The organism is Streptomyces hawaiiensis (genome assembly GCF_004803895.1).
Lineage (GTDB): Bacteria > Actinomycetota > Actinomycetes > Streptomycetales > Streptomycetaceae > Streptomyces > Streptomyces hawaiiensis.
In genome coordinates, this window is record NZ_CP021978.1 from 672,131 (window position 1) to 698,299 (window position 26,169).

20 protein-coding genes are annotated in these 26,169 nt (G+C 70.2%); 10 read left to right on the top strand and 10 right to left on the bottom strand.

Annotated elements, in window-relative coordinates; translation table 11 throughout:
* Positions 1 to 45 precede the first annotated feature (45 nt).
* Together CEB94_RS03195 and CEB94_RS03200 are read left to right on the top strand one after the other, a co-directional pair.
* On the top strand, positions 46 to 1,557 hold the full coding sequence (locus CEB94_RS03195; protein ID WP_175430710.1) for an ABC transporter substrate-binding protein: 1,512 nt from the start codon (positions 46 to 48) through the stop codon (positions 1,555 to 1,557).
* A 5-nt stretch (positions 1,558 to 1,562) separates the two neighbouring features.
* On the top strand, positions 1,563 to 3,320 hold the full coding sequence (locus CEB94_RS03200; protein ID WP_175430711.1) for an ABC transporter permease subunit: 1,758 nt from the start codon (positions 1,563 to 1,565) through the stop codon (positions 3,318 to 3,320).
* Between the two features lie 51 nt (positions 3,321 to 3,371).
* Here CEB94_RS03200 and CEB94_RS03205 read toward each other — a convergent pair whose 3' ends face one another.
* The 9 genes from CEB94_RS03205 to solA all read right to left on the bottom strand — a co-directional run bounded on the left by CEB94_RS03205 (position 3,372) and on the right by solA (position 13,145).
* Positions 3,372 to 4,355: a D-2-hydroxyacid dehydrogenase gene (locus CEB94_RS03205; RefSeq protein ID WP_175430712.1), complete on the bottom strand. Its 984-nt coding sequence runs from the start codon at positions 4,353 to 4,355 to the stop codon at positions 3,372 to 3,374.
* Position 4,356: 1 nt separating this feature from the next.
* Positions 4,357 to 5,808 (bottom strand): NAD-dependent succinate-semialdehyde dehydrogenase, encoded by a 1,452-nt coding sequence (locus tag CEB94_RS03210; protein WP_175430713.1) that lies wholly within the window; start codon positions 5,806 to 5,808, stop codon positions 4,357 to 4,359.
* Between the two features lie 42 nt (positions 5,809 to 5,850).
* On the bottom strand, positions 5,851 to 7,131 hold the full coding sequence (locus CEB94_RS03215; protein WP_175430714.1) for an NAD(P)/FAD-dependent oxidoreductase: 1,281 nt from the start codon (positions 7,129 to 7,131) through the stop codon (positions 5,851 to 5,853).
* 103 nt (positions 7,132 to 7,234) lie between these two features.
* Positions 7,235 to 8,074 (bottom strand): ABC transporter permease, encoded by an 840-nt coding sequence (locus CEB94_RS03220; protein ID WP_246111691.1) that lies wholly within the window; start codon positions 8,072 to 8,074, stop codon positions 7,235 to 7,237.
* A complete protein-coding gene (locus CEB94_RS03225) occupies positions 8,071 to 8,973 on the bottom strand; it encodes an ABC transporter permease (RefSeq protein ID WP_246111692.1) in 903 nt (300 codons plus the stop codon). The genes CEB94_RS03220 and CEB94_RS03225 overlap by 4 nt, the downstream gene beginning before the upstream one ends.
* A 3-nt stretch (positions 8,974 to 8,976) precedes the next feature.
* Positions 8,977 to 10,110 carry an ABC transporter ATP-binding protein gene (locus tag CEB94_RS03230; RefSeq protein ID WP_175430715.1) on the bottom strand — a complete coding sequence of 378 codons (1,134 nt, stop codon included), beginning with the start codon at positions 10,108 to 10,110 and terminating at the stop codon, positions 8,977 to 8,979.
* Complete coding sequence (locus CEB94_RS03235; protein WP_175430716.1) at positions 10,103 to 11,200, bottom strand: ABC transporter substrate-binding protein; 1,098 nt, start codon at positions 11,198 to 11,200, stop codon at positions 10,103 to 10,105. Before CEB94_RS03235 ends, CEB94_RS03230 begins: the two co-directional genes overlap by 8 nt.
* 62 nt (positions 11,201 to 11,262) lie before the next feature.
* Positions 11,263 to 11,937, bottom strand: a complete 675-nt coding sequence (locus CEB94_RS03240) for a haloacid dehalogenase type II (RefSeq protein WP_031143703.1) — start codon at positions 11,935 to 11,937, stop codon at positions 11,263 to 11,265.
* A 68-nt stretch (positions 11,938 to 12,005) separates the two neighbouring features.
* On the bottom strand, positions 12,006 to 13,145 hold the full coding sequence (gene solA / locus CEB94_RS03245; RefSeq protein ID WP_175430717.1) for an N-methyl-L-tryptophan oxidase: 1,140 nt from the start codon (positions 13,143 to 13,145) through the stop codon (positions 12,006 to 12,008).
* Positions 13,146 to 13,426: 281 nt separating this feature from the next.
* Here solA and CEB94_RS03250 point away from each other — a divergent pair, with 281 nt between their 5' ends.
* From CEB94_RS03250 to CEB94_RS03285, 8 genes are all read left to right on the top strand, one after another.
* Positions 13,427 to 15,049 (top strand): PucR family transcriptional regulator, encoded by a 1,623-nt coding sequence (locus tag CEB94_RS03250; RefSeq protein WP_175430718.1) that lies wholly within the window; start codon positions 13,427 to 13,429, stop codon positions 15,047 to 15,049.
* 63 nt (positions 15,050 to 15,112) lie between these two features.
* Positions 15,113 to 15,715, top strand: coding sequence for a 3'-5' exonuclease (locus CEB94_RS03255; protein WP_175430719.1), 603 nt, complete (start codon positions 15,113 to 15,115; stop codon positions 15,713 to 15,715).
* Positions 15,716 to 15,880: 165 nt separating this feature from the next.
* Positions 15,881 to 17,014 (top strand): LacI family DNA-binding transcriptional regulator, encoded by a 1,134-nt coding sequence (locus tag CEB94_RS03260; RefSeq protein WP_246111693.1) that lies wholly within the window; start codon positions 15,881 to 15,883, stop codon positions 17,012 to 17,014.
* 396 nt (positions 17,015 to 17,410) lie between these two features.
* On the top strand, positions 17,411 to 18,799 hold the full coding sequence (locus CEB94_RS03265; protein ID WP_175430720.1) for an ABC transporter substrate-binding protein: 1,389 nt from the start codon (positions 17,411 to 17,413) through the stop codon (positions 18,797 to 18,799).
* 90 nt (positions 18,800 to 18,889) lie between these two features.
* Complete coding sequence (locus CEB94_RS03270; protein WP_175436866.1) at positions 18,890 to 19,828, top strand: carbohydrate ABC transporter permease; 939 nt, start codon at positions 18,890 to 18,892, stop codon at positions 19,826 to 19,828.
* Complete coding sequence (locus CEB94_RS03275) at positions 19,825 to 20,775, top strand: carbohydrate ABC transporter permease (protein ID WP_175430721.1); 951 nt, start codon at positions 19,825 to 19,827, stop codon at positions 20,773 to 20,775. The genes CEB94_RS03270 and CEB94_RS03275 overlap by 4 nt, the downstream gene beginning before the upstream one ends.
* Before the next feature lie 57 nt (positions 20,776 to 20,832).
* Positions 20,833 to 22,992 (top strand): beta-galactosidase, encoded by a 2,160-nt coding sequence (locus CEB94_RS03280; RefSeq protein ID WP_175430722.1) that lies wholly within the window; start codon positions 20,833 to 20,835, stop codon positions 22,990 to 22,992.
* 16 nt (positions 22,993 to 23,008) lie between these two features.
* Positions 23,009 to 24,811 carry an RICIN domain-containing protein gene (locus CEB94_RS03285; protein ID WP_175430723.1) on the top strand — a complete coding sequence of 601 codons (1,803 nt, stop codon included), beginning with the start codon at positions 23,009 to 23,011 and terminating at the stop codon, positions 24,809 to 24,811.
* Between the two features lie 109 nt (positions 24,812 to 24,920).
* Here the strand turns inward: CEB94_RS03285 and CEB94_RS03290 are convergent, their stop codons facing one another.
* Positions 24,921 to 26,135, bottom strand: coding sequence for an acyl-CoA dehydrogenase family protein (locus CEB94_RS03290; RefSeq protein ID WP_175430724.1), 1,215 nt, complete (start codon positions 26,133 to 26,135; stop codon positions 24,921 to 24,923).
* Positions 26,136 to 26,169: the final 34 nt, after the last annotated feature.

Genomic DNA, 26,169 nt, shown 5'->3' on the forward strand with positions numbered 1-26,169 from the left:
CGGGCCGCAGCGGCCTGCCCGATCTCTCGCACGACAGGATCCGACATGCGCACCACCTCCCGCGGCCTCATAGCGGCGCTCGCTCTCACCCCTCTGCTGGCCGGCTGCTTCGCATCCGGCGACAGCGACACCGGCGCGGGATCGGGCGGGCGGCTGCGGGTCGCGCTGGCCGTGCCGCCGGTGCAGGCGCTGTCCCCGTACAGCAACGACGCCACCGTGCTGAGCAAGCTGTCCGTCGCCGAGGGTCTCACCGCCCTCGACAAGAACGGCACGGCCAAGCCCGCCCTGGCGAAGTCCTGGAAGCAGGACGGCGACACCACCTGGACCTTCGAGCTGCGCAAGGCCGAGTTCCAGGACGGCACCGAGCTCACCGCCCAGGCCGTCGTCGACGCGCTCGACCACGCGAGCGCGGCCAAGCCCAAGCCCCGCGTCCTGAGCGACGTGTCACTGACCGCCAAGGCCGACGACGCCGACACCGTCACCCTCACCACCAAGTCGCCCGACCCGGTACTGCCACTGCGGCTGGCCAGCCCCGCGCTGGCGATCCTGTCGGCGAAGGCGTACACGAAAGAAGGCACGGTCAGCCCCGTCGGCACCGGCACGGGTCCGTTCGAGATCACCCGGCTGAACGGCAAGACCAAGGCAGCTCTCGACCGCTTCGACGGCTACTGGGGCGGCAAGGCGAAGGCGCCCGGCATCGACGTCAGCTGGATCGCGGACGGGACGGCCCGTGCCAACGCGCTGCGCGGCGGCGAGACCGACATCGCCGAGTGGATCCCGACCGCCCAGGCGAAACTGCTCGACAAGGCGACCCGGCACGAGGTCCCCTCGGTGCGCACCGACAGCCTGATCCTCAACACCGGCAGCGGCCTGTTCACCGACGCCGGGCTGCGCGCCGCCGCCCGCGACGCCGTCGACGGCTCCGCGCTGGTCGACTCCGTCTTCGGCGGCTACGCCGACCCCGCGCAGGGCCTGTTCGGGCCCGCCGTCCCCTGGGCGGCCGACAAGCGCGTCGAGGTGACGGGCCGTGCCCAGGCCGCGACCGCCGCCGAGGTGCGGACCGGCACCAAGGGCAGGACGCTGCGGCTGGCCACCTACACCAACCGGGCCGAACTGCCCGAGGCGGCGACCGTGCTCCAGCAGCAGCTGGAGAAGGCCGGGTTCACCGTGAAGCAGGACGTGCGCGAGTACACGCAGATGGAGAGCGACCTCCTCGCCGGGAAGTACGACGCCCTGGTCTTCTCGCGGGTGACGCTGCTCGACACCGGTGACGCGGTGGACTACCTGGCCAGCGACTTCACCAGCGAGGGCGTCTACAACATCGCCGGCCTGAAGAACGCCGCGGTGGACAAGGCCATCCGGGCCGCCGCGGCGGAGCGGGACACCGAGAGCCGCCGGGAGAAGATCATGCGGGCGGAGGCGGAGATCCTGCGCACCGACGCGGTGGTGCCGCTGGTCCACGAGCAGGCCGTGCAGGGCATCGCGGACGGCGTCGAGGGCGTGCTCCTCGACCCGCGCGAGCGGTCCCTGATCGACGTCGACACGCGCCTGAAGTAGCCCGCATGAGTCTCGCGCACACCCCCGCCGCCGCCCGCCCGTCCCTCTGGCCGGCGGCGGCCGGCCGTGTGCTCGCCGGCACCGCACTGCTCGGCGCCGTGGCCCTGCTCCCCTGGCTGTCCGGCGCCGACCCGGCCCGTACGGTGCTCCGCGCGCGCTCCGCCGACCAGAACCCCACACCGGCTGAACTGGCCACCGTGCGCGATCAGCTGGGCCTGGACGAGGGCCCCTGGGTCCACCTCGCGCACTGGCTGGGCGGCCTGCCCCGCGGGGACGCGGGCGTCTCATGGGTCTCCGGCGCACCGGTCATGCCGCAGGTGGGGACGGCCCTGTCGGTCTCCCTGACGCTGATGCTGGGCGCGTTCGCGGTCACGGCGCTGGTCGCCGGACTGGTGTGTGCCCGGACGGTCTTCCTCGGTTCCCGGCGCCGGCTGCGGCAGGACCGGGCGGGCACCCCGGCCGCCGTCCTCGCGTCGCTGCCGAAGTTCCTGCTCGCCTCGGTGCTGGCCACCGTGTGCGGGGTGTGGTGGGGATGGTTCCCCTCCAGCGGGTGGGAGGGTCCGCAGTCGATGGTGCTGCCCTCGCTCGCGCTGGGCGTCCCGTCGGGCGCGGTGCTCGGCGGGCTGCTCGACCAGGCGCTGCCCGCCGCCTTCCACGAACCCTGGGCGCGCACGGCCTACGCCACCGGGCTCCCGCCCCGTCACATCGGCCGCAACGGGCTGCGCCGCACCCTGCCCGGCATACTGCCGCAGCTGCTGCCGAGCGTGGTGGCCCTGGTCGGCGGTGCGGTCGCCGTGGAGAAGATCTTCAACATTCCCGGGCTCGGCCGGCTCGCCCTGGAGGCGGCCGTCGCGCAGGACCTCCCCGTGCTGCAGACGGCGACCCTGGCTCTAATCCTGCTGGGCGTCGCCGCGGGCATGGTGATCCGCGCCCTGCGCCACGCCCTCCTCGGCCGGCCTCTGCGCGACGGTGCCCTGCCGACCCTGCACCGGCCTCCGCTCACGGTGCCGCGCTCCCTGCGCTGGATCACCGCGGTCTGTGCGCTGGCCCTGCTCGCCCTGGTGACAGCGGGCCTCCTGCGCGACCCGCTCCAGGTCGACACGGCGGCACGACTGCTGCCCCCGTCCCTCGAACACCCGCTGGGCACGGACGCCCTGGGGCGTGACCTGCTGGCCCGGCTGGGCCACGGGGCGCTGCGCACGGCCGGGGTCGCCCTCGTCGTGACGACGGTCAGCGCCGTCACCGGACTGCTGCTGGGCATGGCACCGAGAGCGAGCGCGGGCCCGACGGAGGTCGTGTCCACCCTGCCCGCCGTCCTCGCGGGCCTGCTGATCGCGGGCGTGACCGGACCGTCGGTGTGGGGTGCGGCCTGCGCGGTCTGCGTGGTCGGCTGGAGCCCGTACGCCGCCCAGACGGCAGCGCTGCTCGAACAGGAACGCGCGAGCGGGCACATCGCCGCGTCCGTCGCACTCGGCGCCGGGCGGCTGCACCTCCTGCGCCGCCACCTGCTGCCCTCGGTGGTCCCGGCCCTGCTGCGCAACGCCGTGCTCCGGCTGCCCACCACCGTCCTGGTCCTGGCCTCCCTGGGCTTCCTGGGTTTGGGCGAACAGCCGCCCACCCCGGAGTGGGGCCGCCTCCTCTCGGAGAACCAGCCGTACGCCGAACTGGCCCCCTGGACCGTCCTCGGCCCGGCCGCGGCGCTGGTGGTGCTGTCCGTGCTGGCGGTGACGGCCGGCGTGCTGGGACGCGGAAAGGGCGAGTAGCACGCGCCCCGGCCGGTAGCTTTCACCGGCCGGGGCGCCTGCTCCTCGCCCTCAGGCGGGGCGCTTCTCCTCGCTCACGTAGCCGCGCCGCTTGTCCACCACGTTGCGCAGCGGCCGGCCCTCGATGTGCCGGGTGAGGTTGTCGAGGAACACCTCGACGAGCGCCTCCCGCTCGCCGGTGGTCTCGCCCGCCGTGTGCGGGGAGATCAGCACACCGGGCATGTCCCACAGGGGCGATTCGGCGGGCAGCGGTTCCTGGGCGAAGACGTCCAGGGCGGCGCCGGCGAGGCGTCCGGCGGCGAGGTGGTCGACCAGCGCCTCCTCGTCGACGAGTCCGCCCCGGCCGACGTTGATCAGTCGCGCTCCCGGCTTCATGGCGGCGAGCACGGGGGCGTCGACCATGCGCCGGGTGTCCGGGGTGAGGGGTGCGGCCAGGACGACGTAGTCCGCCGCCGCCAAGGCGGAGTGCAGGGTGGTCGCACCGTGGACCGTGCCGAAGTCGGGGTCGTCCGTGCGGGCCTTGCGGCCCGCGCCGCAGACCCGCATCCCGACGGCGCGCAGCAGCCGGGCGACGGCCCGGCCGATCGGCCCCGTCCCCCAGACCAGCACGGTCCGTCCGGTGATGCCGTCACTGGGGCGCGGACGCCACTCGCGGCGCTGCTGGTGCTCCCAGGTGCCGGGAAAGTCCTTGGCGAGGGCGAGGATCAGCCCGAGGACGTACTCGGCGGCCGGCTGATCGTAGACCCCACGGGCGTTGGTCAGGACCACGCCCGGATCGTCCACCAGCGCGGGGAACAGGAAGGAGTCCACGCCCGCGGAGGCCGCGTGGACCCAGCGGGGTGCCTTCTCCGGGTTGTCGGGCCAGGCTTCGCGGATGGCCGGGGTGATGGTCACCCAGGCCAGGAGGGCGTCGGCGCCGGGAAGGAGGTAGGGCAGTTCCTCTTCGGTGGCGTAGACGGTGTCCGCGAGGCGTTCGATGAGCCCGGTGGCGGGTGGCCGGTTGCCCCGGTACAGGACGACGAGGCGGTCGGGCATGTCAGGCTCCGGTGGGGATGGCGATGTACTTGTACTCGAGGAACTCGCCGATGCCGACGCGGCCCCCTTCGCGGCCGAGGCCGGACTGTTTGACGCCGCCGAAGGGGGCGGCGGGGTTGGAGACGAGTCCGGTGTTGAGGCCGATCATGCCGGTCTCCAGACGCTCGCTGACGCGCAGGGCGCGGTCGAGGTTCTGGGTGAACAGGTAGGCGGCGAGGCCGAATTCGGTGTCGTTGGCGGCGGTGACGGCCTCGTCCTCGGTGTCGAAGGTGAGGAGGGCGGCGACGGGGCCGAAGACCTCGGTGTCGTTGATGGCGGCGTCGGGGGTGATGCCGGTCAGGACGGTGGGTGGGTAGAAGGAGCCGGGGCCTTCGGGGAGTTCGCCGCCGGTGAGGACGGTGGCGCCGCGCTTGACGGCGTCGCACACGACGTCGTGGGCCTTGCTGCGGCCGGCCATGTCGATGAGGGGGCCGACGTCGGTGCCGGGTTGGGTGCCGTCGCCGACCTTCAGCGCGGCCATGCGGGTGGCCAGGCGGGTGGCGAACTCCTCGGCGATGGAGGTGTGGACGTAGATGCGGTTGGCGGCGCAGCAGGATTCGCCCATGTTGCGCATCTTGGCGACCATGGTGCCTTCGACGGCGGTGTCGAGGTCGGCGTCGTCGAAGACGATGAGGGGGGCGTTGCCGCCCAGTTCCATGCTGGTGCGGATGACGGTGTCGGCGCACTGGGCCAGCAGGATCCGGCCGACGCCGGTTGAGCCGGTGAAGGAGAGTTTGCGGATCTGCCCGCCGCGCAGCAGGGGCTCGACGACGCCGGCGGCGTCGGTGGTGACGATGATGTTCAGCACGCCGTCGGGCAGGCCTGCTTCCTTCAGGATCGCGGCGAGGGCGAGGCTGGTCAGGGGGGTCTGGGGGGCGGGTTTGAGGACGATGGTGCAGCCGGCGGCGATGGCGGGGCCGATCTTGCGGGTGCCCATCGCCAGGGGGAAGTTCCAGGGGGTGATGAGCAGGCAGGGGCCGACGGGCTGGCGGGTGACCAGGAGGCGGTTGCGGCCGTCGGGGGCGGTCATCATGCCGCCGTCGATACGCACGGCTTCCTCGGAGAACCAGCGGAAGAACTCGGCGCCGTAGGCGACTTCGGCCCGCGCCTCGGCCAGGGGCTTGCCCATCTCCAAGGTCATCAGCAGCGCGAGGTCCTCGGTGCGCGCGATGATGATGTCGTAGGCGCGGCGCAGGATCTCACTGCGCACCCGGGGCGGGGTCGCGGCCCAGCCGGCTTGCGCCGCGACCGCCGCCTCGACGGCACGCTGCCCGTCGGCCGGGGAGGCGTCGGCGACCCGGCACAGCTCCTCGCCGGTGGCCGGGTTGTCGACGGACAGCGTCCGGCCGGACTCCGCGTCCTGCCAACCGCCGCCGATGAAAAGCTGCTTGGGAACATCGTGGACGACAGTCATCTCGGGGTCTCCTTGTATGCGTAGAGGTGCGCTGCCGCAGGGTCAGCGGATGCGGTCCAGCGTCTTGTAGTAGGCGCCCGCGAAGGGCAGGAACCAGGCGGTGCCGTTGTAGAGCGGGATGCGGGGCGGGGCCAGGTCGCGGACGGGGCTGGCCTCGGGGTGGCCGTCCATCACCTCGGCCATGACCTGCCCCATGTGCGTGGCCATCTGCACGCCGTGGCCCGCGTATCCCATGGAGTAGTACACGCCGTCGTCGGTCTGCCCGGCGTGCACGATACGGTCCATCGCGAAGCCGACGGAGCCGCCCCACACGTACTCGACCTTCGTTCGGGCGAGTTGGGGGAAGATCTCGCACATCTCCCGGAACAGCACCTGTCCGCTCTTCTTGTCCGAGGTGGGGTCGGACGGTGCGAAGCGGGCGCGGCCGCCGAACAGCAGCCGGTTGTCCGGGGTGAGCCGGAAGTAGTGGCATACCTGGTTGGAGTCGACGATGAGGCGGGCCTTCGGGATGATGTCCCGGGCGAGCTCCTCGCCGAGCGGCTCGGTCACGATGATGAAGCTGCCCAGGCAGACCTGCTGGCGACGCAGCCACGGGAAGTTCTTGTCCGTGTAGGCGTCGGTGGCCATCATGACCTGCCCGGCACGGATCACACCGCGCTCGGTGCTGACCTCGAACCGGCCGGCGGCGGTACGCCGTACGCCGATGGCCGCGTTGCGCTCGTGGATCTCGACACCGGTGCGCTCGCACGCCTCGGCCATGCCGCGCACGAAGCGGCCGACGTGCAGTGCCGCGCTGAACGGGTCGAGCAGGCCGCCGTGGTAGGCGTCGGATCCGATCTCGGCACGCAGCTCGGATTTGCCGACCAGCGTGGTCTCGTGTCCGAAGTACTTGGCCAGGTCGCGCTGCTGGGCCTTCTTGCTCTCGAAGTGCGCGGGGCGGGACGCCACGCCCAGGCGTCCGACGCGACGGAACTGGCAGTCGATGGACTCCTCGCTCACGAGCCGCTCGACGGTGTCCACGGCTTCGCCGTAGGAGTTGTAGATCTCGCGGGCCCGTTCGAGTCCGTAGCGGCGGATGGCCTGGTGTATGCCGATGGTGAAGCCCAGGTTCGCCATGCCGCCGTTGCGTGCGGAGGCCCCGGAGCCGATCTGGCTCTTCTCGACAAGGGTGACACGGGCGCCCTTGCGGGCGGAGTGGAGGGCGGTGGACAGACCTGTCAGTCCGGCGCCGATGACCACCAGGTCGGTGTCCTCGGTCACTGGCTTGCCGGACCGGTCGGGGAACGCCCCGGCGGTTTCCACCCAGTACGGGATCGTCTTCATTTCGGGTCTCCTGCGGAAGTGTTCGGGGAGGGCGCGGCCGGGCTCGGCGGAGGCCCGGCCGACGGCGCTGTCAGCGGTGGCGCGGCCCGTGCCGACGCGAGGCTCAGGTGAGGGGTTCGATGGGGAGGGCGCTCTGGCCGTTGCGGTGTCCGCCGAGTTTGCGGACGAGGGCGACCAGGGCGAGGGCGAGGATGGCCAGGGCGATGAGGACGGCGCTGACCGCGGTGACGGTCGGGTCGACGTCGAACTGCAGCGCGTTGAAGACGAGTACGGGCAGGGTTCGGGTGTCGGGGGTGGACAGGAACTGGGCGATGAAGAACTCGTCGAAGCTGGTGATGAAGGAGAACACCGCTGCCGCGATCAGGCCGGGGGTGGCCAGCGGGAAGGTGATGCGGCGGGCGATGGTCATCCGGCTGGCGCCCATGCTGGCGGCGGCGTCTTCGAGTCGTTCGTCGATGCCCTTCAGGGTGGAGATCATGATGAGGACGGCGATGGGTGCGGCGAGCACGGTGTGGCCGAGGGCGATGGCCAGGGGGCTGCCGAGCATGCCGGCGGGTTCGAAGAACAGGAACAGGCCGAGCGCGATGACCACCTGCGGGATGAGCATCGGAGCCAGGACCAGCCCGTAGACCGCGGCGTGCAGGGGCAGCCGGCCACGGGCCAGGGCCATGGCGGCGGTGACGCCCAGGATCAGGGAGAACACCGTCGTCAGCGAGGCGATGAGGCTGGACAGGGCGATGGAGGTGGCCCAGTTGCCGCCGGGTGCGGCCATCTGCTCGTACCAGCGGGTGCTGTACTCCTGCGGCGGGAAGGTTCCGATGCCGTCCGCGCCGAAGGAGGTGACCAGGATGATCACGATGGGCATGGCCAGGAACAGCAGGATCGCGGTGGCGCTCAGGCCGCGGCCGATGTGTCCGGCCCGGGTGGGGGGCAGTTCCATCATGAGCTGCTCCTTCGTGCGGCCGTCTTCTTGCGGCGGAGCTTGGCCAGGCCGAGCACGCCCAGGCCGGCGAAGGTGAGCAGGAGCAGGATGACGCCGAAGGCGGCGGCGGAGTTCCACTGGTCCTGCTTCATCACCTGTTGGTCGATCAGCGCGGCGACGACGGTCTGCTTGTCGCCGCCCATCAGGGCGGGGGTGATGTAGTAGCCCAGGCACAGGATGAAGCTGAGCAGGCCCGCGGTGCCGATGCCGGGCGCGACCAGCGGCAGATAGATCCTGGTGAAGATCGTCAGGCGGGAGGCGCCGAAGCCTGCCGCCGCGGCCAGGAGCCGGCCGTCGACCCCGCGCATCACGCCCTGGAGGACCAGGACGGTGTAGGGGAGCATGACGGAGGTGGTGCCGATGACCACACCGGTCTCGTTGTACAGCAGCGAATACGGGGCCCCGGGAGCGTGCACGGAGGTCAGCAGGGTGTTGATGAGCCCGTGCTCACCGAGCATGATGATCCACCCGTAGGTGCGCACCAGGGCGCTGATGAAGTGCGGCACGACCACGATCAGCATCGCCAGCGCCGCGAACACCGGCCGCATCCGGGCGATGGCGTGCGCCAGGACGAAACCCACCAGCAGACTCAGCACCGCCGTCTCAGCGGAGATCCGCAGGGTGGACATCAGCACCGACAGGTTCACACCGCTGAGGGCGTCGGCGTACCAGTGGAGTGTGAAGCCGCCACTGTCGCCCTTGAGGCTGAGGGAAAGGACGCCGATGATCGGGTAGACGAACAGGATCAGCAGGAACACCGTGACGGGCACGGCGTTGACCAGGGCGGTGCGGGAGCGGTGTCCGCGCTTCTCGGACGTCTTGACACGCACCTTGGTGGGTGCGACAGCGGTGCCGGCCACGGCTCACCCCCCGTCCGTGACGTCGAAGACGCTGACGTCGTCCCGGTCGGCGGTGACACAGACCCGCTCGCCCGTGCGGGGCGGGACGCCGGCGGTCTCGATCCGCAGGGGCGGTGTGCCGGGGGCCGCGCCGTCCAGGCGGACCGTGATCCGCGTCAGTGTGCCGACGTAGACGGCCGTCTCGACCGTGCCGGTACAGCAGCTCTCCTCGGCGCTGACCAGGCGCAGCTTGCCCGGCCGCACGGCGGCGCGCACGCTCTGTCCGGGCAGGCAGGGGTGGGCGCGGGCCGTGAGCACGCCGCCGGTGTCCAGCCGCACCCGGGTGCAGCCGTCTCCGCCGTCCTCGACCTTGCCGGTGAGGAAGTTGGCGGCGCCGAGGAAGTCGGCGACGAAGGGGGTGCGGGGGCGTTCGAACAGGCCGCGGGGGGTGTCGAACTGCTCGATGCGGCCGTCCTTCATGATGGCGATCCGGTCCGACAGGACCAGGGCCTCCTCCTGATCGTGCGTCACATAGACGACAGTCAGGCCGAGTTCACGCTGAATGGACTTGATCTCGGTCTGCATCTGGTCGCGCAGCTTCTTGTCCAGCGCGCCCAGCGGTTCGTCCATCAGCACGATCGGCGGACGGTAGACCAGCACCCGGCACAGCGCCACACGCTGCTGCTGGCCACCGGACAGCTCACGCGGCTTGCGGCCGGCGAACTTCGACAGGCCCGCCGCCTCCAGGGTCTCGCCCACGCGGCGGCGGATCTCCTCCTTGGCCACACCGCGCAGTTGCAGAGGGAAGGCGACGTTCTCGCTGACGGTCATGTGGGGGAAGAGCAGGTACTGCTGGAAGACGAAACCGAAGTCCCGCTTGCCGGGGTTGAGCTTGGTGATGTCCCGGCCGTCCACGGCGATGCTGCCGGAGTCGGGCTCGGTGAACCCGGCCAGCATCATCAGCGTCGTCGTCTTGCCGGAGCCGGAGGAGCCGAGGAAGGTGACGAACTCACCCGCCGCGATCTCCATGTCCACACCGTCGACCACCGTCGTCCCGCTGTAGGACTTCCGCAGCCCCGTCACGGACAACGACTTACCGGTCAGCGAGTTGGAGCCCGGGGCCAGGGCCGAGGCGAGGAGTTTGGTCTGCTCAGGCATCGGCCCACTCCCTCCAGTGCTTGGTGACCGACTCCAGGTTCTTGTCCCACCAGGCCACATCGGTGTCGAACCCGGTCTTCAGGTTCTGGGGCGAGGTCGGCAGCGTGGCCAGAACGTCGTCCGAGAGGAGCTTGGTGGCAGCGGGGACGACCGGTCCCTGCGGGAAGAGCTTGGCGAAAGCCGCCTGCACCTCGGGACGCAGCGAGAAGTCGATCAGCTTGTAGGCGGCGTCCGTGTTGTCCGCGCCCTTCGGGATCCCCCAGCCGTTGGTGAGCCGCCGGGCGCCGTTCCACTGGTAGGCGACCGGCACCCCCTGCTTGATCAGCTCGTCCGCGCGACCGCTCCACAGGCTGGTCATGACGACCTCCTTGCGGCCCAGTAGCACCGCCGGCAGGGCGCCGGTGTTCCAGAACTTCTTCACCTCGCCGCGGATCCGCGACATCGAGGCGAACGCCCGGTCCACATCCAGCGGGTACAGCTTGTCCAGCGGAACCCCGTCGGCCAGCAGCGCGAACTCCAGCTCCGGGTAGTCCGCTTCAGCGCTCTGCAGGGAGCGCGGACCGGCGAAGGAGTGGGTGTTCCAGAAGTCGCCCCAGCCCTTCGGTGCGCGCTTCAGACTGTCCGTGCGGTAGGCCATCAGGCTCGCCCACACGTTCTTGCCGACCGCGTACTCCGGCAGGTTGTGCTCTGCGATACCGGCACCCTTGACACTCTTCAGCCGGTCATGGTCCACCGGCTCCAGACACTCAAGGCGCGCCATCTTCTGGAAGATGAGCAGGCTGTTGTCCATCAGGTCGACCTGCGGCCGGCCCTGCCTGACCTGGGCGATGATCTGCGCGGACTGGTAGTTGACCGTGGTGACCGTGATGCCGGTCTCCTTGGCGAACGGCTCGTAGATCGCCTTCGTCAGCGCGTCGTTGTAGGCGCCACCGCTGTTACTGACGACGAGCCGCTTCTTGCCGCCACCGCCCGACGAGCTTCGGCTTTCGCCGTTGCCCATGAGGGAGCCGCATCCGGTCACTGCCGAGGCAGCGGCCAGAGCGCCTGCGGTGCGGAGTACGGTTCTGCGTCCTATCCGGTTGCCTTCCATGGCAAAGCTCCTGGAGATCGCTGGGGGTTCGGGGAATCCGTGCGGGGACCGACGGGTCTGGGTCAGATGCCGAGCATGGTGTTGAGGTCGTCCAGGGACTTGACCGACACGTAGTCGTAGCCGTGGGTGACAGGGTCGTAGCCGCGGTCCAGGAGGATCAGGTTGCGGAAGCCCATGTCGTGCATCGGCATCAGGTCGTAGCGGGTGTGCGAGGAGACGTGCACGAAGTCCTCGGGAGACGCGTCGAGCTGGTCGAGCATGTACTCGAAAGCGGCGTAACGGGGCTTGTAGTAGCCGGCCTGCTCCGCGGTGAAGACCGCGTGGAAGTCCGCCCCGAGCCGGGGCACGCTCTCCTCGAGAAAGGAGTCGTCCGCGTTGGACAGGATGACCAGCTTGTAGTTCTCGCCCATCTTCTTCAGCGGCTCGGGCACGTCGGCGTGCGGGCCCCAGCTGCGCACGCCGTCGGCGAACCGCTTGCCCGCGTCCGGGGCCGCCTTCACACCCCACTTGCGGCAGACCCGCTCGAAGGAGTCCTGCAGCACCTGCTCGTAGGCGTAGTACTCGCCACGGACCTGGTCGTAGCGGTAACCGCGGAACTCCCGCACGAACTGGTCCCACTGTTCCGCGGGGATCTGGTCACCGACGAGTTCACGCGTGATGGGGGTGATCGGGTACTCGATCAGCGTGCCGTAGCAGTCGAACGAGACGTACTTCGGCCGGAACGAGGGGTCGCTCATGGAGGTGCCTCACATGTCGTCGGGCAGGGTGGATTCGGGGAGGGTGCTGGATCTGGTCCGGTGCGGGTTCAGGCGGCGCCGGCTCCGGCCGGTGCGAGGAAGCCGACGGGATGGTCCGTCGTGCCGTCGAGCGCCAGGTCGGCGGCGATCTCGCCCATGGCGGGCGAGAGTTTGAAGCCGCTGCCGGAGAATCCGGCCAGGACGACGATGTCGTCCTCGCCGGGGACATGACCGACGAGCGGATTTCCGGAGGCGGTGTAGCCCTCCATGTAGACCGACAGCCGGATGGGGTCGGGGTTCAGGTCGGGCATCAGCTCCGCAATGAGCTCGCGGAAGGTGGCGAGTTCCTCCGGGCGGACCGTGCGGTCGAGCCGCTCGGGGTCGGGTACGGGCAGGTAGCGGGCCAGGGAGAGGCCCAGCTTGACGGAGATGCCGTCGGGTGACGGGAGTCCGTAGCAGTCGTGGGGTGTGCTGCGGACGAAGGCGGGGGCGCCGCCCGCGAACCAGTCGTGGCGGGTGGGGATGTGCCAGGAGCTGATCAGCCTGCGGATGTCGACCGTCCGCGGAAGGTCCGGGAGCAGGGTGTTGACCCACGGGCCGACGGTCACCACCGCGGTGTCCACGTGGTCCGTGCCCTGGTCGGTGACGATGTGCACCCCACCGCCCGGCGCCGGGGCGATCTCACGCACCGGCGTGTAGCGGTGCAGCCGGGCGCCCAGTTGCTCGGCGCGGGCGGCGGCGGCCTGGATCGACGCCTCGGGCCTGATGGTGGAGCCCTGCCGGTCGAGCACGGCCGTGTGCCCGTCCGGGAGTCGGTGCTGCGGGTAACGACGGGCGAGTTCCTCCCGGTCCAGTACCTCGTGGTCCAGCTGGTGGGTGGTGCTGGCGGAGAGGAGGAGACGCATGGACGCAGACTCGGTCTCGCCCATCACCAGGCATCCGCTGCGACGGCGCAGCGAGAAGCCGGTTTCGCGCTGGAGCCGGTCCCACATCCGGTCGGCGAGTCGCAGCAGCGGAATGTAGCCGGGGTCACCGAGGTGCACGGCTCGGAAGATGCGAGTCTCGCCACCGGCGGCGCCGCGGTCGTGACCCGGCGCGTACCGGTCGTAGCCGATGACCTCGGCTCCGCGGGCGGCCAGTCGCCACATGACCTGGCTGCCCATGCTGCCGGCGCCGATGACGGCGACGCGCTTGGGGATGCGGCGCATGAGGTCGCTCCTTTCGCCGGGGGCGGCATCGGTGACAGTGGTGCCCCAGCACCGGGCGGACACCGTGCGGACTCTTCCGGTCCGTGTCCCGCTGGGGATGGCGTTCACTTTCGACCCGGGTGAACACGCAGGTCAACCCACACTCTGTTCCACCCGGCGGCCTTCTCGAGACGGTCTGTCACGGCCGACGTCCAGGCCTCGGAATGTGTCCTCCACCCTCTTGTCACCGTGAGTGGCCGGTGCGAAGGTGACCCACGGTCCCTCGGAAGAAAGCACCCCCTATGCCGCCCAGACATCCCGCAACCGGGCACTTCCCGACCATCGCGGAGGTTCTGCGCCTGCCGGTGCTGGCCGAGGGGATGCCGCGCGTCCTGGCCGGTGCGTCACAACTGCATCGCGCGGTGCGCTGGGTACATGTCACCGAGCTGCTCAACCCCGCCGACTTCCTCGAGGGCGGTGAGCTGGTGCTGACGACCGGCATGCCGTATCCGGAGGACGCCTCCAAGCTGCGGGGCTACGTCGACCAGCTCGCCGACGTCGGCGCGGCGGGCCTGATCGTGGAGCTCGGTCACCGCTACCGGAAGGTGCCCGACGAGCTGGTGGCGGCCTGCCGTGCCCGCGAGGTACCGCTGGTCGAGCTGGCCCGCGGTGTCCGCTTCATCGACGTCACGCAGACGGTGCACGCGCTCATCCTTGACGCCCAGGGGGCACTGCTGCGCCGCGGCAGGGACATCCAGGACATTTTCACTGCCCTGACGCTGCGGGGCGCGGGCCCCGAGGAACTGGTGCACACCACCGCTGAGCTCACCGGAGCCCCGGTGGTGCTGGAGGATCTCACCCACCGGGTCCTGATGTGCGAGCTGCTCGGCCGGCCGTACGAGCCGGTCGTGTCGGCCTGGTCCCGGCGCTCCCGGGCCGCACCGACCCTGGAGAAGCTCGCGCCGAGCGGTCCGGAGGGGTGGCTGATCGCCCCGGTGCAGGACCATCACGGGCTGTGGGGGCGGCTGGTCCTGCTGGACAGCCGGCTGAACACGGAGCCCGACCCGGAGCACGTCCTGGTGCTGGAGCGTGCGGCGGTCGCGCTGACCATGGCACGTCTGGCCGGGCCGGCCTGGTGGGAGCGCCGCGCCCACCGCTCCGTACTGCGCGATCTGTGCGAACGGCGTTTCCGCTCCCCCGCCGACGCCCGCGCCCGCGCCGAGGCGCTGGGGTTGCCGGCCTTCGGGCACCGCCTCTTCGCCGTGGTCATCCGCCACACCCGCCGCGGCGGCGAGGGCGAACAGCTGGACGAACGGATCGCGAAGGCTCTGACGCAGACCGGCGTCCGCGCCCTGGTCGGCGAGACGGCCCCGGGCCGGATCGGTGTCCTCCTCGCACTGGCGCAGGCCAGCGCCTGGCAGCCGGTCGCCGAGCGGATCGGCCGTCTCGCCCGGGAGGAACTCGGCCCGGAGGCCGTCGTCGCCGTCGGCCCGGGCGTGACCGACCTCTCCGGCATCGCCCGCTCGTGGCAGGAGGCCGAGCAGACGGCCGATGCCATCACGCCGGCCTCCCCCGAGCGGTGGTTCTACGTCCCCGCCGATGTGGAACTGCCGGAACTTCTGGGTGTCCTGCGCGAGGACACCCGCCTCCAGCGGTACGCGGAACGGCAGCTGACCCGCCTCATCGAGCACGACGACCGCAACAGCGGCGACCTGCTGCCCGCGCTGCGTGCCTATCTGACGGCCGCCGGGAACAAGTCGGTCGCGGCGAAACTGGCCGGCATGTCCCGGCAGGCCTACTACCAGCGCCTCCACACCATCGAACGGCTCCTCGGCTGCGACCTGGAATCAGGTCTGCAGCGCACGTCCCTGCACATCGCGGTGCTGGTCCTGGACGCGCGAGAAACAGCTGTGCCCGGCACATGACGAGCACGCCGGCTGTCGCGCGGGAGTAGCCTGGCGCCCACCGCGGTGCCACAGGGAGACGCCTTGCGTACGTTCGTCGTGTTCGACCTCGAGTTCACGTCATGGCAGGGAGCGCTCGAGCAGGACTGGGGGGCACCGGGGCAGCTTCGCGAGATCGTGCAGATCGGGGCACTGCGACTGCGCGAGGACTTCTCCGTCGCCGAGGAGTTCGAGGCACTGGTGCGGCCCGTGACCAACCCGGGGCTGTCCGCGTACTTCACCGGCCTCACCGGCATCGACCAGGACCGTGTCGACCGCGAGGGAGTTCCCCCGGCCGAGGCGCTGGGCGAATTTCTGGGGTTCTGCCGGGGACAGTCCGTGCTGTCGTACGGAAATGACATGGTCGTTCTCGGGGAGAACCTCGGCTGGGCCCGCGCCCGTGGGGAAGAGGTCAAGAGCGGCTTCCTCCCCGCCCATTTCCTGAACATCCGCCCGTGGCTGAACTCCCTCGCCCCGGCGACGGCGACGTCCAACGTCGGCCGCCTCTGGCAGGTGCTCGGCCTCCCGAGGCCCGCGGCCGGGCAGGAGCATTCGGCACTCTTCGACTGCCATTCTCTCGCCGCGGCCATCGAGCATCTGTGCGGCACGGGGGCCACCCTGCCCGAGGGGTGCCTACGACGCGCTTAGACGCCTCCGGAGCATCTCGCTGACCTGGCGCCGCCGGGGCGGAGGACATGCGCACGAATTTGTTCCAGACGCTTGACGGCCGCGTTATGACTGCGTAGACATGTCAGCGCAGTCAGACACACCTCGGACAGCAGCGGTTCGGACCACGATTCGTCGGGAGACACCATGGCGCGAGAGGCAGGACGGGTCGGAGGTTCCGGCGCACCGCGCAGTGTGGATGTGGCCCGCCTGGCGGGCGTATCGCAGAAGACGGTGTCCCGTGTCTTCAACGACGAGCCGTACGTCTCCGCCGATGTGCGCCGACGCGTTCTCGACGCTGCCGAGGAACTCGGATACCGGCGGAACAACGCCGCCCGAGCGCTGGCTTCCGGACGCACGCGGTCCATCGGTGTCGTGACGCTGGGCACCGCCCTGTACGGGCCCGCCTCACTGATCATGGGAGTCGAGCGCGCCGCACGGGACACGGGCTACGCCCTCCGTGTGGTCAACACGATGGAAGGCGACCCCGCGGGAGTCGCCGGCGCTGTGGAGTCGCTCCTCGATCAGGGCGTGGACGGCATCGTCATCTCCGAGCCGATCGACGAGGGGCACGAGGGAGACCTGTCGGCCCGAGTCGACATGCCCGTCCTCGTCCTCGGCGCGCCCCCGATCCTGGCACCCAGGGCACTGGCCGCCGGCACGGGCGCGGATCTGATGGCGCGAACGGCCACCGAGCACCTGCTGGAGCTGGGGCACGCCACCGTTCACCACCTCGCCGGCCCGCAGCGGTGGTACGCCGCCCGGGACCGCGTGGAGGGCTGGCGGGCGGCGCTCACCGCGCACGGCAGGACGGTGCCGCCCGTCGTCGAGGGCGACTGGTCGGCCGCGTCCGGCTACGCGGCGGGCCGCGAACTGGCCCGCGACGGCGAGGTGACCGCGGTGTTCGCCGGCAACGACGACATGGCGATCGGCCTCATCCGGGCACTGGCGGAGGCAGGCCGGCGTGTGCCGGAGGACGTCAGCGTCGTCGGCTTCGACGACATCCCCCTGGCCCCCTATGTGACCCCTCCCCTCACCACGATGCGTCAGCCGTTCGACGCCGTGGCGCAGGAGGGACTCAAGCGCCTCGTCCATGCCATCGAGAATCCACAGGCGCTCCCCATGCCGGCGAGTGATCCCCCGGTCGACCTCGTGATCCGCAGCTCGACCGCGCCCCCTTCGACCCGGATGACCCCAGGTCGTGGCCGGAGTGCCGCCTCCCGTTCGAGTGGGGGGCGACACAGTCCGCCCCGGAACGGAGGTTCCTCCCACCACGGCTGAACAGCGCAGGGCCCGCGCCGCTTTCCTCACTTCCGGGCACGCGGCCGCAAGGCGAGCCGTCGAATCGGTCTCCGCTCGCTTCCCCCTTCCCAGAGCCCGCCGCACATGTGCGGACACCCCCGTGGTGCGAGCGACGCGTCTGGCCACCTTCACGCGGTAGCCACCGACCGGATTCGCCGCACGAACGGTTCACAGCTCCACCCGTTGCTTCCCCGAGCCGCCGGCTTCCACCTCACCGGCAGGTGGACCGCCCGCCGGGCGAAGTCCGTTTGATACGTGTGCCCATGCCGTGGTGACGTCACGTCCTGGCCGTCACGCCCAAGCTCTTCTCGTCTCCCTCGTTGCGCACGTCCCAGCCCGGCGTGCCATTCCCTCAGCCATTGGCGGGAGTTCACCATGCACAGAGCCAGCTTCACCCCCGACACCTCCCAGATGAGCCGTCGGCTCTTCCTCACCGCCGCGGGAGCGGTCTCGCTCGGAGCCGCACTGACCGCCTGCGGCGGCAGCGACGGCGGCTCCGCCTCCACCGCCAAGCCGGCCGGCCAGGCCGACATCGACAAGGCGATGAAGACTCCGACCGAGCTGACGTTCTGGACCTGGGTCCCGGATATCAAGCAGGAGATCGCGCTCTTCGAGAAGAAGTACCCGGCCATCAAGGTCAAGGTCGTCAACGCGGGCCAGGGCGTGGACCACTACACGAAACTGCGCACGGCGATCAAGGCCGGCGAGGGCGCGCCCGATGTGGTCCAGATGGAGTATCAGGCCATTCCCACGTTCACGATCACGGACAGCCTCCTGGACCTGAGCCCGTACGGCGCGTCCAAGCTGAAGGACACGTTCGTCGACTGGACGTGGGGGCAGGTCAGCGGCCCCAAGGGCGAGATCTGGGCGATCCCGCAGGACACCGGCCCCATGGGCATGCTGTACCGGGCGGACATATTCGACAAGCACGGCATCGAGCCGCCGAAGACCTGGGACGACTTCGCCGCCGCGGCCCGCAAGCTGCACAAGGCGGACCCGGACGTCTACCTGACCAACCTGGCCGCGAACGAGGCCGCCGCCTGGCACGGTCTGCTGTGGCAGGCAGGGGCAAAGCCCTACGCGACCTCCGGCAAGAGCGATGTCTCGATCAACGTCGACGACGCCGTCTCCAAGAAGCTCGCGGCCTACTGGGGCGGGCTGGCACAGGAGGGAGTCATCGGCGTCGAGCCGGACTTCACCGACGCCTGGTTCTCCGCCCTCAACAAGGGCAAGTACGCCACCTGGATCACCGCCGCCTGGGGGCCGGTCTTCCTCTCCGGCTCGGCCAAGTCCACCGCTGGCAAGTGGCGTGCGGCGCCTCTGCCGCAGTGGGACGCGGCGAAGCCGAGCTCGGGCAACTGGGGCGGCTCCACCAGCGCGGTCATCAAGGCGACCGAGAACCCGATCGCCGCGGCGGTGTTCGCGCAGTTCCTCAACAGCGACCCGGAGAGCGCGAAGCTCTTCAGCACCAAGCAGTCGTTCTTCCCGGCGACGAAGCCACTGCTCACGGACCCGTCCTTCGCCGGCGACACGTCCGCTTTCTACGGCGGGCAGAAGGTCAACCAGTTGTTCGCCGAGATCGGCGAGACGGTCAGCCCCGACTTCCAGTGGCCTCCGTTCCTCGACCAGGCCGTCACCGACTGGACCGAGACCGTCGGCACGTCGCTCGCCAGGAAGAAGGACACCGTCGCCGCGCTCGACGCGTGGCAGACGCGGCTCACCACGTACGCCAAGAAGCAGGGCTTCTCCGTCCAAGCCCCGTGAGGTCCCGCGGGTCCCGTGCTCCGACCCTCACCGCGAGGGCACGGGACCCGCACCCGGCCAGCCCTCCCTCCCCCTCAGAAAGGCCCGATGATGACCGCCACAACCGCGGCCTCCACCGAGGACCCGCGCCGAGCGGGGCCGAAGCGTCGCCGGCTCGGCGGACCGCGTCATGGTGCGGCAGGTCCACTGTTCGTCGCACCGTTCATGGTGCTGTTCCTGCTGATGTTCCTCACTCCGCTCGGTTACGCCGCCTACCTCAGCCTGTTCCAGGAACGGCTCATAGGCGGGACCACGTTCGTCGGGCTGGACAACTACGTGGCCGCGCTGAAGGACCCGCTCCTCGCGGAGGGGGTCCTGCGGGTCGCGGCGTTCTTCGTCATCCAGGTCCCGCTGATGCTGCTGCTGGCCCTGCTCTTCGCGCTCGCGCTCGACAGCGGTCTGCTGCGGCTCGCGCGGGTGATCCGCCTGGGCATCTTCGTCCCCTACGCCGTCCCTAGCGTGGTCGCCACCCTGATGTGGGGCTACCTGTACGGGCCGGACTTCGGGCCGTTCGCCCAGCTGGGCGAGAAGTTCGGCCTGCCGGTCCCCCACTTCCTCAGCGACGGATGGATGCTCAGCAGCCTGGCGAACGTCGTGACCTGGGAGTTCGTCGGCTACAACATGATCATCCTGTACGCGGCCCTGCGCACCGTCCCGAAGGAGCTGTACGAGGCCGCCGCGATGGACGGCGCCGGCGCCTGGCGGATCGCCCGGTCCATCAAGCTCCCCGCCCTGCGGCCGGCCCTGATGCTGACCCTGCTGTTCTCCGTGATCGGCAGCTTCCAGCTGTTCAACGAGCCGAAGCTGCTGCAGGACATCGCGCCCGACGTCATCGACAGTTCGTACACCGCGAACCTCTACGCCTACTCCCTCGCCTTCACCGGACAGCAGGTCAACTACGCGGCCGCGGTGTCCTTCCTCCTCGGTCTGGTCATCGTGATCTTCTCCTACGTCGTCCTGTTCACCGCGAACCGCAGGAGGACCTCATGACGACCACCAGTCCCCCGGCCGCGTCCTCCCGGGCGCCGCTGAGCAGCACCGCGTCCGGCGCGCCCCGCACCGCTCACCGGCGGCGCCGGAGGCCGGCCCGGCGCCACAGCACACCGCTGACCATCGTCATGCTGGCCGTCCTGGCCTACTTCCTGCTGCCGCTGTTCTGGCTGGCCGTCGCGTCGACGAAGAGCACCGAGGACCTGTTCACCTCGTTCGGGCTGTGGTTCTCGCACGCTCCGCAGCTGCTGGAGAACATCCGGGAGACCGTCACGCACGACGACGGGGTCTTCCTGCACTGGCTGCTCAACACGGTCCTGTATTCCGTGGGCAGTGCGCTCGGTGCCGCGCTCCTGGCGGCCTGCGCCGGGTACGGGTTCGCCAAGTACCGGTTCCGCGGCGACAACGCCGCCTTCTCCCTGGTGCTCGGCGCCATCATGATCCCGACGACCGCCCTGGCCATCCCGACCTATCTGCTCTTCGCGAAGGTCGATCTGGTCAACACCCCCTGGGCGATCGTCCTGCCCTCGCTCGTCAGTCCGTTCGGTCTCTACCTCATGCGCATCTACGCCCAGGACGCCGTACCCGACAGCCTGCTGGAGGCCGCGCGCATCGACGGAGCCGGCGAACTGCGGATCTTCTGCACGATCGCGCTGCGCCTGCTGGCCCCGGGGCTGGTGACCGTCGTTCTCTTCACGCTCGTGGCGACCTGGAACAACTACTTCCTGCCGCTGATCATGCTGAACGACCCGCGGCTGTACCCCGTGACGGTCGGCCTTTCCTCCTGGGCGTCCCAGGCCGTCGGCGGCGGATCCGGTGCGAACAGCAACATGCTCGCTCTGGTCACGACCGGCTCGCTGCTCTCCATCATCCCGCTCGTCATCGCCTTCCTGCTCCTGCAGCGGTACTGGCAGAGCGGTCTGGCCACCGGCGGCGTCAAGCAGTGACGCCCCGCCGGTGCGCACAGGCCAGCACGCCCCATTGACTCCTCGGAGGTTCCCCTCATGGCGGATCTGCCCGCCCGCGTCCTGTTCGGCGCCGCGTACTACCACGAGTACACACCCGCCTACGACCCCGAACTGCGGCCCGACGAACGGCTGAAGACCGACCTCGACCTGATGGCCGAGGCCAGGTTCACCGTCATCAGGGTCGGTGAATCGGTCTGGTCGACCTGGGAGCCGGAGAACGGGACGTTCGACCTCGACTGGCTCCAGCCGGTCCTCGACGGCGCCCACGAACGCGGCATGTCCGTCGTCCTCGGTACGCCGACCTACGCCGTGCCGCCGTGGCTGGCCCGCCAGTACCCGGAGATCACGGGCGAGCGGCGCACCGGCGAACGCGTCGGCTGGGGCGCCCGTCAGGAGGCCGACTTCACCCACCCCGCCTTCCGCTTCCACGCGGAGCGCGTCATCCGCAAGATCGTCGCCCGGTACGCCGACCACCCGGCGGTCATCGGCTGGCAGGTGGACAACGAGCCCGGCCTGCACCTCTTCCACAACCACGGTGTCTTCCAGCGCTTCGTGGACCACCTGCGCGACAAGTACGGCGACGTCGAGACCCTCAACCGCGAGTGGGGCCTGGTCTACTGGTCGCACCGCCTGTCCACCTGGGCCGACCTGTGGACCCCGGACGGCAACGAACAGCCCCAGTACGACGTCGCCTGGCGGGAGTTCCAGGCCCGGCAGGTCACCGAGTTCATCGGCTGGCAGGCCGACATCGTCCGCGAGTACGCCCGGCCCGGGCAGTTCGTCACCACCTGCATCTCCTACACCCGCAACGGGGTCGAGGACGACGAGATGTCGGACCGCCTCGACGTCGCCTCCGGCAACCCCTACTACGACATGCAGGACGGCCTGCTGCTCCCCGACCCCACGCCGGACGAGCACGAGCAGATCTGGAAGACCACCGGAGTCTGGTCGATGTACCAGACCGCCGACTGGATGTTCTCCTCCCGCCAGGAGCCGTTCCTGGTCACCGAGACCAACGCGAACTCCATCGGCTTCTGCTGGGACAACCGCCCCGGATACGACGGCCAGTGGCGGCAGGCGGCCTGGGCGCATGTGGCGCGCGGCGCCCGGATGATCGAGTACTGGCAGTGGCAGACCCTGCGCTTCGGCGCGGAGACCTACTGGGGCGGTGTCCTCCCGCACAGCGGGCAGCCGGGCCGGACGTACGCCGAAATCGCCCGCCTGGGGGCCGAGTTCGACAAGGCGGGGCCGCTCGTCGCCGGGATCGAGCCGGACGCCGACATCGCGATGGTCTACTCGATGCCGAGCAAGTGGCTGATGCAGAAGTACCCGCCGCTGTCCAAGCCGGACGGCGCCCCCGACCCGTCCTCCTACCACCGCGTCTTCGACCCCTTCTACCGGGGTGCCTTCGACGCGGGCCGCCAGGTGCGGATCGTCCACGCCCGGCAGCTGCACGACCCGAGCGGCCGGCGGGAAGGGATGACCCCCGAGGAGGCGGTGCGACGCCACCCGGTCCTGATCGCCCCGGCTCTGTACGTCGTCGACGACTCCACGGTCGACTGGCTCGCGGCCTACGCCCACGCGGGCGGTCACCTCGTACTCGGCCCACGCACCGCCTACGCCGACCACGAGGCCCGCGCCCGGCACGAACCGGCCCCCGGGCGTCTCACGGAAGCAGCGGGCGTCCGGTACGACGAGTTCAGCAACCTCACCCGGGACGTCACCGTCCGCACCGCCCACGGCAGTCCGCTCGATGTGCCCGCGGACGCGACGGCGACGCACTGGATCGAGGGGCTCACCGTCATCGACGCCGACGTGCTGGCCTCGTACGAACACCCGCACTTCGGCCGCTGGCCGGCCCTCACCACCCGCCGCCACGGCACAGGGCGCGTCACGTGCGTGGGCACCGTGCCGGGCCGCGACCTCGCCCGGGCACTGGCCGCCTGGATCGCTCCGGCCTCGCGCGACGGATGGCAGGGGCTGCCCGCGTCCGTGACCGCGACGACCGGTACGTCACCCGACGGCCGCCGCGTGCACATCGTGCACAACTGGAGCTGGGAGCCCGCACGCGTCCAGGTTCCGGTGAACCTGTCCGACGTCTTGACCGAGGCCCCCGTACCGGGCGGCACCCTGCTGGACCTGGACCCGTGGGATGTACGCGTCCTCGTGTCCGCCGACACCACCCCAGCCCCGTAAGCAAGTTGGAGGAACCATGCAGAGAAGAAGAGTGGGGAAGGCGCTGGGCACCTTCACCGCCGCGACCGCGCTGCTGGCCATACCCGTGTCCGGTGCGCAGGCGTACAACCCGACGGGCGGGACGCTGTACCAGCTCGGCGGCGAACCGTGCCTGAAGGGGCGCGGCAACTGCGCGGTCTACCCCAAGTCGGCGCAGCTGCCGAGCGGGCGTCTGGTCGCGTCGTTCGAGAAGTCCACCGTCGTGACGGAGACGGGAAGTGCCGACAAGCAGACCCTCCCGGTGTACAAGAGCGACGACGACGGCACGACCTGGCAGCCCCTGTCCGAGGTCAAGGCCCCGGCGTACCTCTCCACCGACCCCAAGTACGCCAAGTACACCAGCAACTGGACCAACCCCTACCTCTACGCGCTCCCGCAGGATGTCGGGGACCTGAAGCAGGGCACCCTGCTCCTCGCGAGTGTCGTCTCGGGCGACGACTACTACTACAAGGAGCACAAGGCAGCCGATCCCGACTGGATCCCGTCCAACGACGGGGACCGCAAGGACATGGCGATCGCCCTGTACTCCAGCACGGACGACGGCGCGACCTGGAAGGTCCTCAACATCGTCGCGACGGGCGGCTGGCAGGGCGGCAGCGCGGGCGCGACCGGGCAGAACATCGCGAACGCCAACACGAACAAGCAGGTGGACCCGCTCTGGGAGCCGTACCTGATGGTCCACAAGGGCAAGCTCGTCTGCTACTACTCCGACGAGAACGACTACACCGGCTTCGACCCCACCACCGGCGTCCCGACCCTGGACCCGGCGAACGACACCGCCAAGGACTCGCTGGGCCAGATCCTCGTGCACAAGACCTGGGACGGCCGCTCGCAGTGGAGCAACCCCGTCGTCGACATCGCGGGACTGACCCAGGACATGGGCGGCGGCAAGACGGAGATCGGCGGCGGCCGGCCGGGCATGACGAACGTCGTCCGCACGACGGACGGCAAGTGGCTGCTCACCTACGAGTACTGGGGCGGCGGGGCCAACACCCGCTACCGGCTCGCCGACGACCCACTGAAGTTCTACACCGGCTCGCCGACCGGCACGGGGGTCAACTCACTGCCGGTCGACACCGGTTCACGCACGCTTTCGATGGGCGGCAGCCCGGTCCTCATCAAGCTCCCCGGCGGGCGTCTGGTCTACAACGCCGCGGGCAGCGGCAGTGTCTGGGTCAACGAGAGCGGACGCAGCGACGGTGAATGGAAGGAGTACCAGACGACATCCCAGGCCGGCTACAGCCGCAACCTGACGTACGTCGAAGACACCGGCCGCGTCTCGATCCTCAACAACCAGGGCACCTCCACCCTCAAGTTCGCCGAGGTCGACCTCGGCGACTCCGACGGCGCCTACCACCAGCTGGTCAACCGCAAGACCGACCAGGTGATCGGCACCGGGAACAACAGCAACGACGCCAACCTCGGCAACGGCGACGTTCCCGATGTCCGTCTGGAGGCCCCCGGCTCCGCGGGCGACCCGGACACGCAGTACTGGCACATCGTGACGGAACCGAACGGCGGCAAGACGCTGCTGAACAAGTCGGGCGGACGCGCGGCAGCGATCTGGACCGGGAACGCGACGGCCGGACAGAAGATCGGGCAGTGGGTGGACAACAGCGCCACGGGCAGCTGGAACCTCGTCAAGACCGACGACGGGTTCTACAAGCTGCAGTCCCTCAAGAACCCGAACCTGTACCTGACCGGCGCGTCCGCCGGGGCGCAGCTGACCTTGCAGAACGCGCTCACGGACGGATCCCAGGACTGGGAGCTCGTTCAGTAGGCACGGTTTTTTGGGGGCCTGCCAGGCCTGGCGGCCGGGGCCCGGTGAGGGAACCGGGCCCCGGCCGCTTCACGTCCGCATGTGCGACCGGCGTCGGGGGTCACACCCGTCAGCGCCGCACCCTCGGCATCCCCAGCCCGATCCACGAGATGATCTCCCGCTGGATCTCGTTGTTGCCGCCGCCGAAGGTGAAGATGACCGCCGAGCGGTAACCGCGTTCCAGTTCGCCGTGCAGGACCGCGCCGGCCGAGCCCTCCTTCAGGGCGCCGGGGGCCGCGACGATCTCCATGAGCCAGGCGTAGGCGTCGCGCCGGGCCTCGGAGCCGTAGACCTTGACGGCGGAGGCGTCCTGCGGGGTGAGGGTGCCGTCCTGGACCGCGCCGACCATCCGCCAGTTGAGCAGTTTCAGCGCGTCCAGCCGGGTGTGGGTGCGGGCCAGGAGGCGGCGTACCCAGGGCAGATCGACGACGCGGCGGCCGTCGGCGAGCTTGGTCTCCATCGCCCAGCGCTGCACGTCGTGCAGGGCGCGGATCGCCATGGTGCCGTGGGCGGCCAGGGTCACGCGCTCGTGGTTGAGCTGGTTGGTGATCAGCCGCCAGCCCTGGTTCTCGGCGCCGACCCGGTGGGAGACGGGCACGCGGACGTTCTCGTAGTAGCTGGCGGTGGTGTCGTGCGAGGCGAGGGTGTTGATCAGGGTGCAGGAGTAGCCGGGGTCGGTGGTCGGCACCAGGAGCATGGTGATGCCCTTGTGCGGCGGGGCCTGCGGGTCGGTGCGCACGGCCAGCCACACCCAGTCGGCCGTGTCGCCGTTGGTCGTCCAGATCTTCTGGCCGTCTACGACGTACTCTCCCCCACTCTCGGCTTCGCTCGAGCGGGAGGTGCCCCCATCGTCCCGGACCGCCCTGGTGCGCAGGGACGCGAGGTCGGTGCCCGCGCCCGGCTCGCTGTAGCCGATGGCGAAGTCGATCTCTCCGGAGAGGATCTTCGGCAGGAAGTACGTCTTCTGCTCGTCGGTGCCGTACCGCATGATCGTCGGGCCGACGGTGTTCAGCGCCATGAGCGGCAGCGGGACGCCGGCCTGGGCGGCCTCGTCGAAGAAGATGAACTGCTCCATGGCCGTCAGCCCGCGCCCGCCGTACTCCTTCGGCCAGCCCACGCCGAGCCAGCCGTCCGTCCCGAGCCGCCGGATGGTCTGGCGGTAGAACCGCTTCTGGGTGGCGGGATCGCCGTGCCGGGCATACATGTGGTCCGGGACCAGTTCGGCGAAGTAGGACCGCAGTTCGGTGCGCAGCCGCTGCTGCTCGGGCGTGTATTCGAGGTGCACGGCGCCTCCAGGCTCCCAAGACCGGTCCTGTCGG

Excerpts from the sequence above, each read along its gene's own strand:
- CEB94_RS03195 (WP_175430710.1), top strand. The coding sequence starts at position 46 with ATGCGCACCACCTCCCGCGGCCTCATAGCGGCGCTCGCTCTCACCCCT.
- CEB94_RS03200 (WP_175430711.1), top strand. The coding sequence starts at position 1,563 with ATGAGTCTCGCGCACACCCCCGCCGCCGCCCGCCCGTCCCTCTGGCCG.
- CEB94_RS03205 (WP_175430712.1), bottom strand. The coding sequence starts at position 4,355 with ATGCCCGACCGCCTCGTCGTCCTGTACCGGGGCAACCGGCCACCCGCC.
- CEB94_RS03210 (WP_175430713.1), bottom strand. The coding sequence starts at position 5,808 with ATGACTGTCGTCCACGATGTTCCCAAGCAGCTTTTCATCGGCGGCGGT.
- CEB94_RS03215 (WP_175430714.1), bottom strand. The coding sequence starts at position 7,131 with ATGAAGACGATCCCGTACTGGGTGGAAACCGCCGGGGCGTTCCCCGAC.
- CEB94_RS03220 (WP_246111691.1), bottom strand. The coding sequence starts at position 8,074 with ATGATGGAACTGCCCCCCACCCGGGCCGGACACATCGGCCGCGGCCTG.
- CEB94_RS03230 (WP_175430715.1), bottom strand. The coding sequence starts at position 10,110 with ATGCCTGAGCAGACCAAACTCCTCGCCTCGGCCCTGGCCCCGGGCTCC.
- CEB94_RS03235 (WP_175430716.1), bottom strand. The coding sequence starts at position 11,200 with ATGGAAGGCAACCGGATAGGACGCAGAACCGTACTCCGCACCGCAGGC.
- CEB94_RS03240 (WP_031143703.1), bottom strand. The coding sequence starts at position 11,937 with ATGAGCGACCCCTCGTTCCGGCCGAAGTACGTCTCGTTCGACTGCTAC.
- solA (WP_175430717.1), bottom strand. The coding sequence starts at position 13,145 with ATGCGCCGCATCCCCAAGCGCGTCGCCGTCATCGGCGCCGGCAGCATG.
- CEB94_RS03250 (WP_175430718.1), top strand. The coding sequence starts at position 13,427 with ATGCCGCCCAGACATCCCGCAACCGGGCACTTCCCGACCATCGCGGAG.
- CEB94_RS03260 (WP_246111693.1), top strand. The coding sequence starts at position 15,881 with ATGGCGCGAGAGGCAGGACGGGTCGGAGGTTCCGGCGCACCGCGCAGT.
- CEB94_RS03265 (WP_175430720.1), top strand. The coding sequence starts at position 17,411 with ATGCACAGAGCCAGCTTCACCCCCGACACCTCCCAGATGAGCCGTCGG.
- CEB94_RS03270 (WP_175436866.1), top strand. The coding sequence starts at position 18,890 with ATGACCGCCACAACCGCGGCCTCCACCGAGGACCCGCGCCGAGCGGGG.
- CEB94_RS03275 (WP_175430721.1), top strand. The coding sequence starts at position 19,825 with ATGACGACCACCAGTCCCCCGGCCGCGTCCTCCCGGGCGCCGCTGAGC.
- CEB94_RS03280 (WP_175430722.1), top strand. The coding sequence starts at position 20,833 with ATGGCGGATCTGCCCGCCCGCGTCCTGTTCGGCGCCGCGTACTACCAC.
- CEB94_RS03285 (WP_175430723.1), top strand. The coding sequence starts at position 23,009 with ATGCAGAGAAGAAGAGTGGGGAAGGCGCTGGGCACCTTCACCGCCGCG.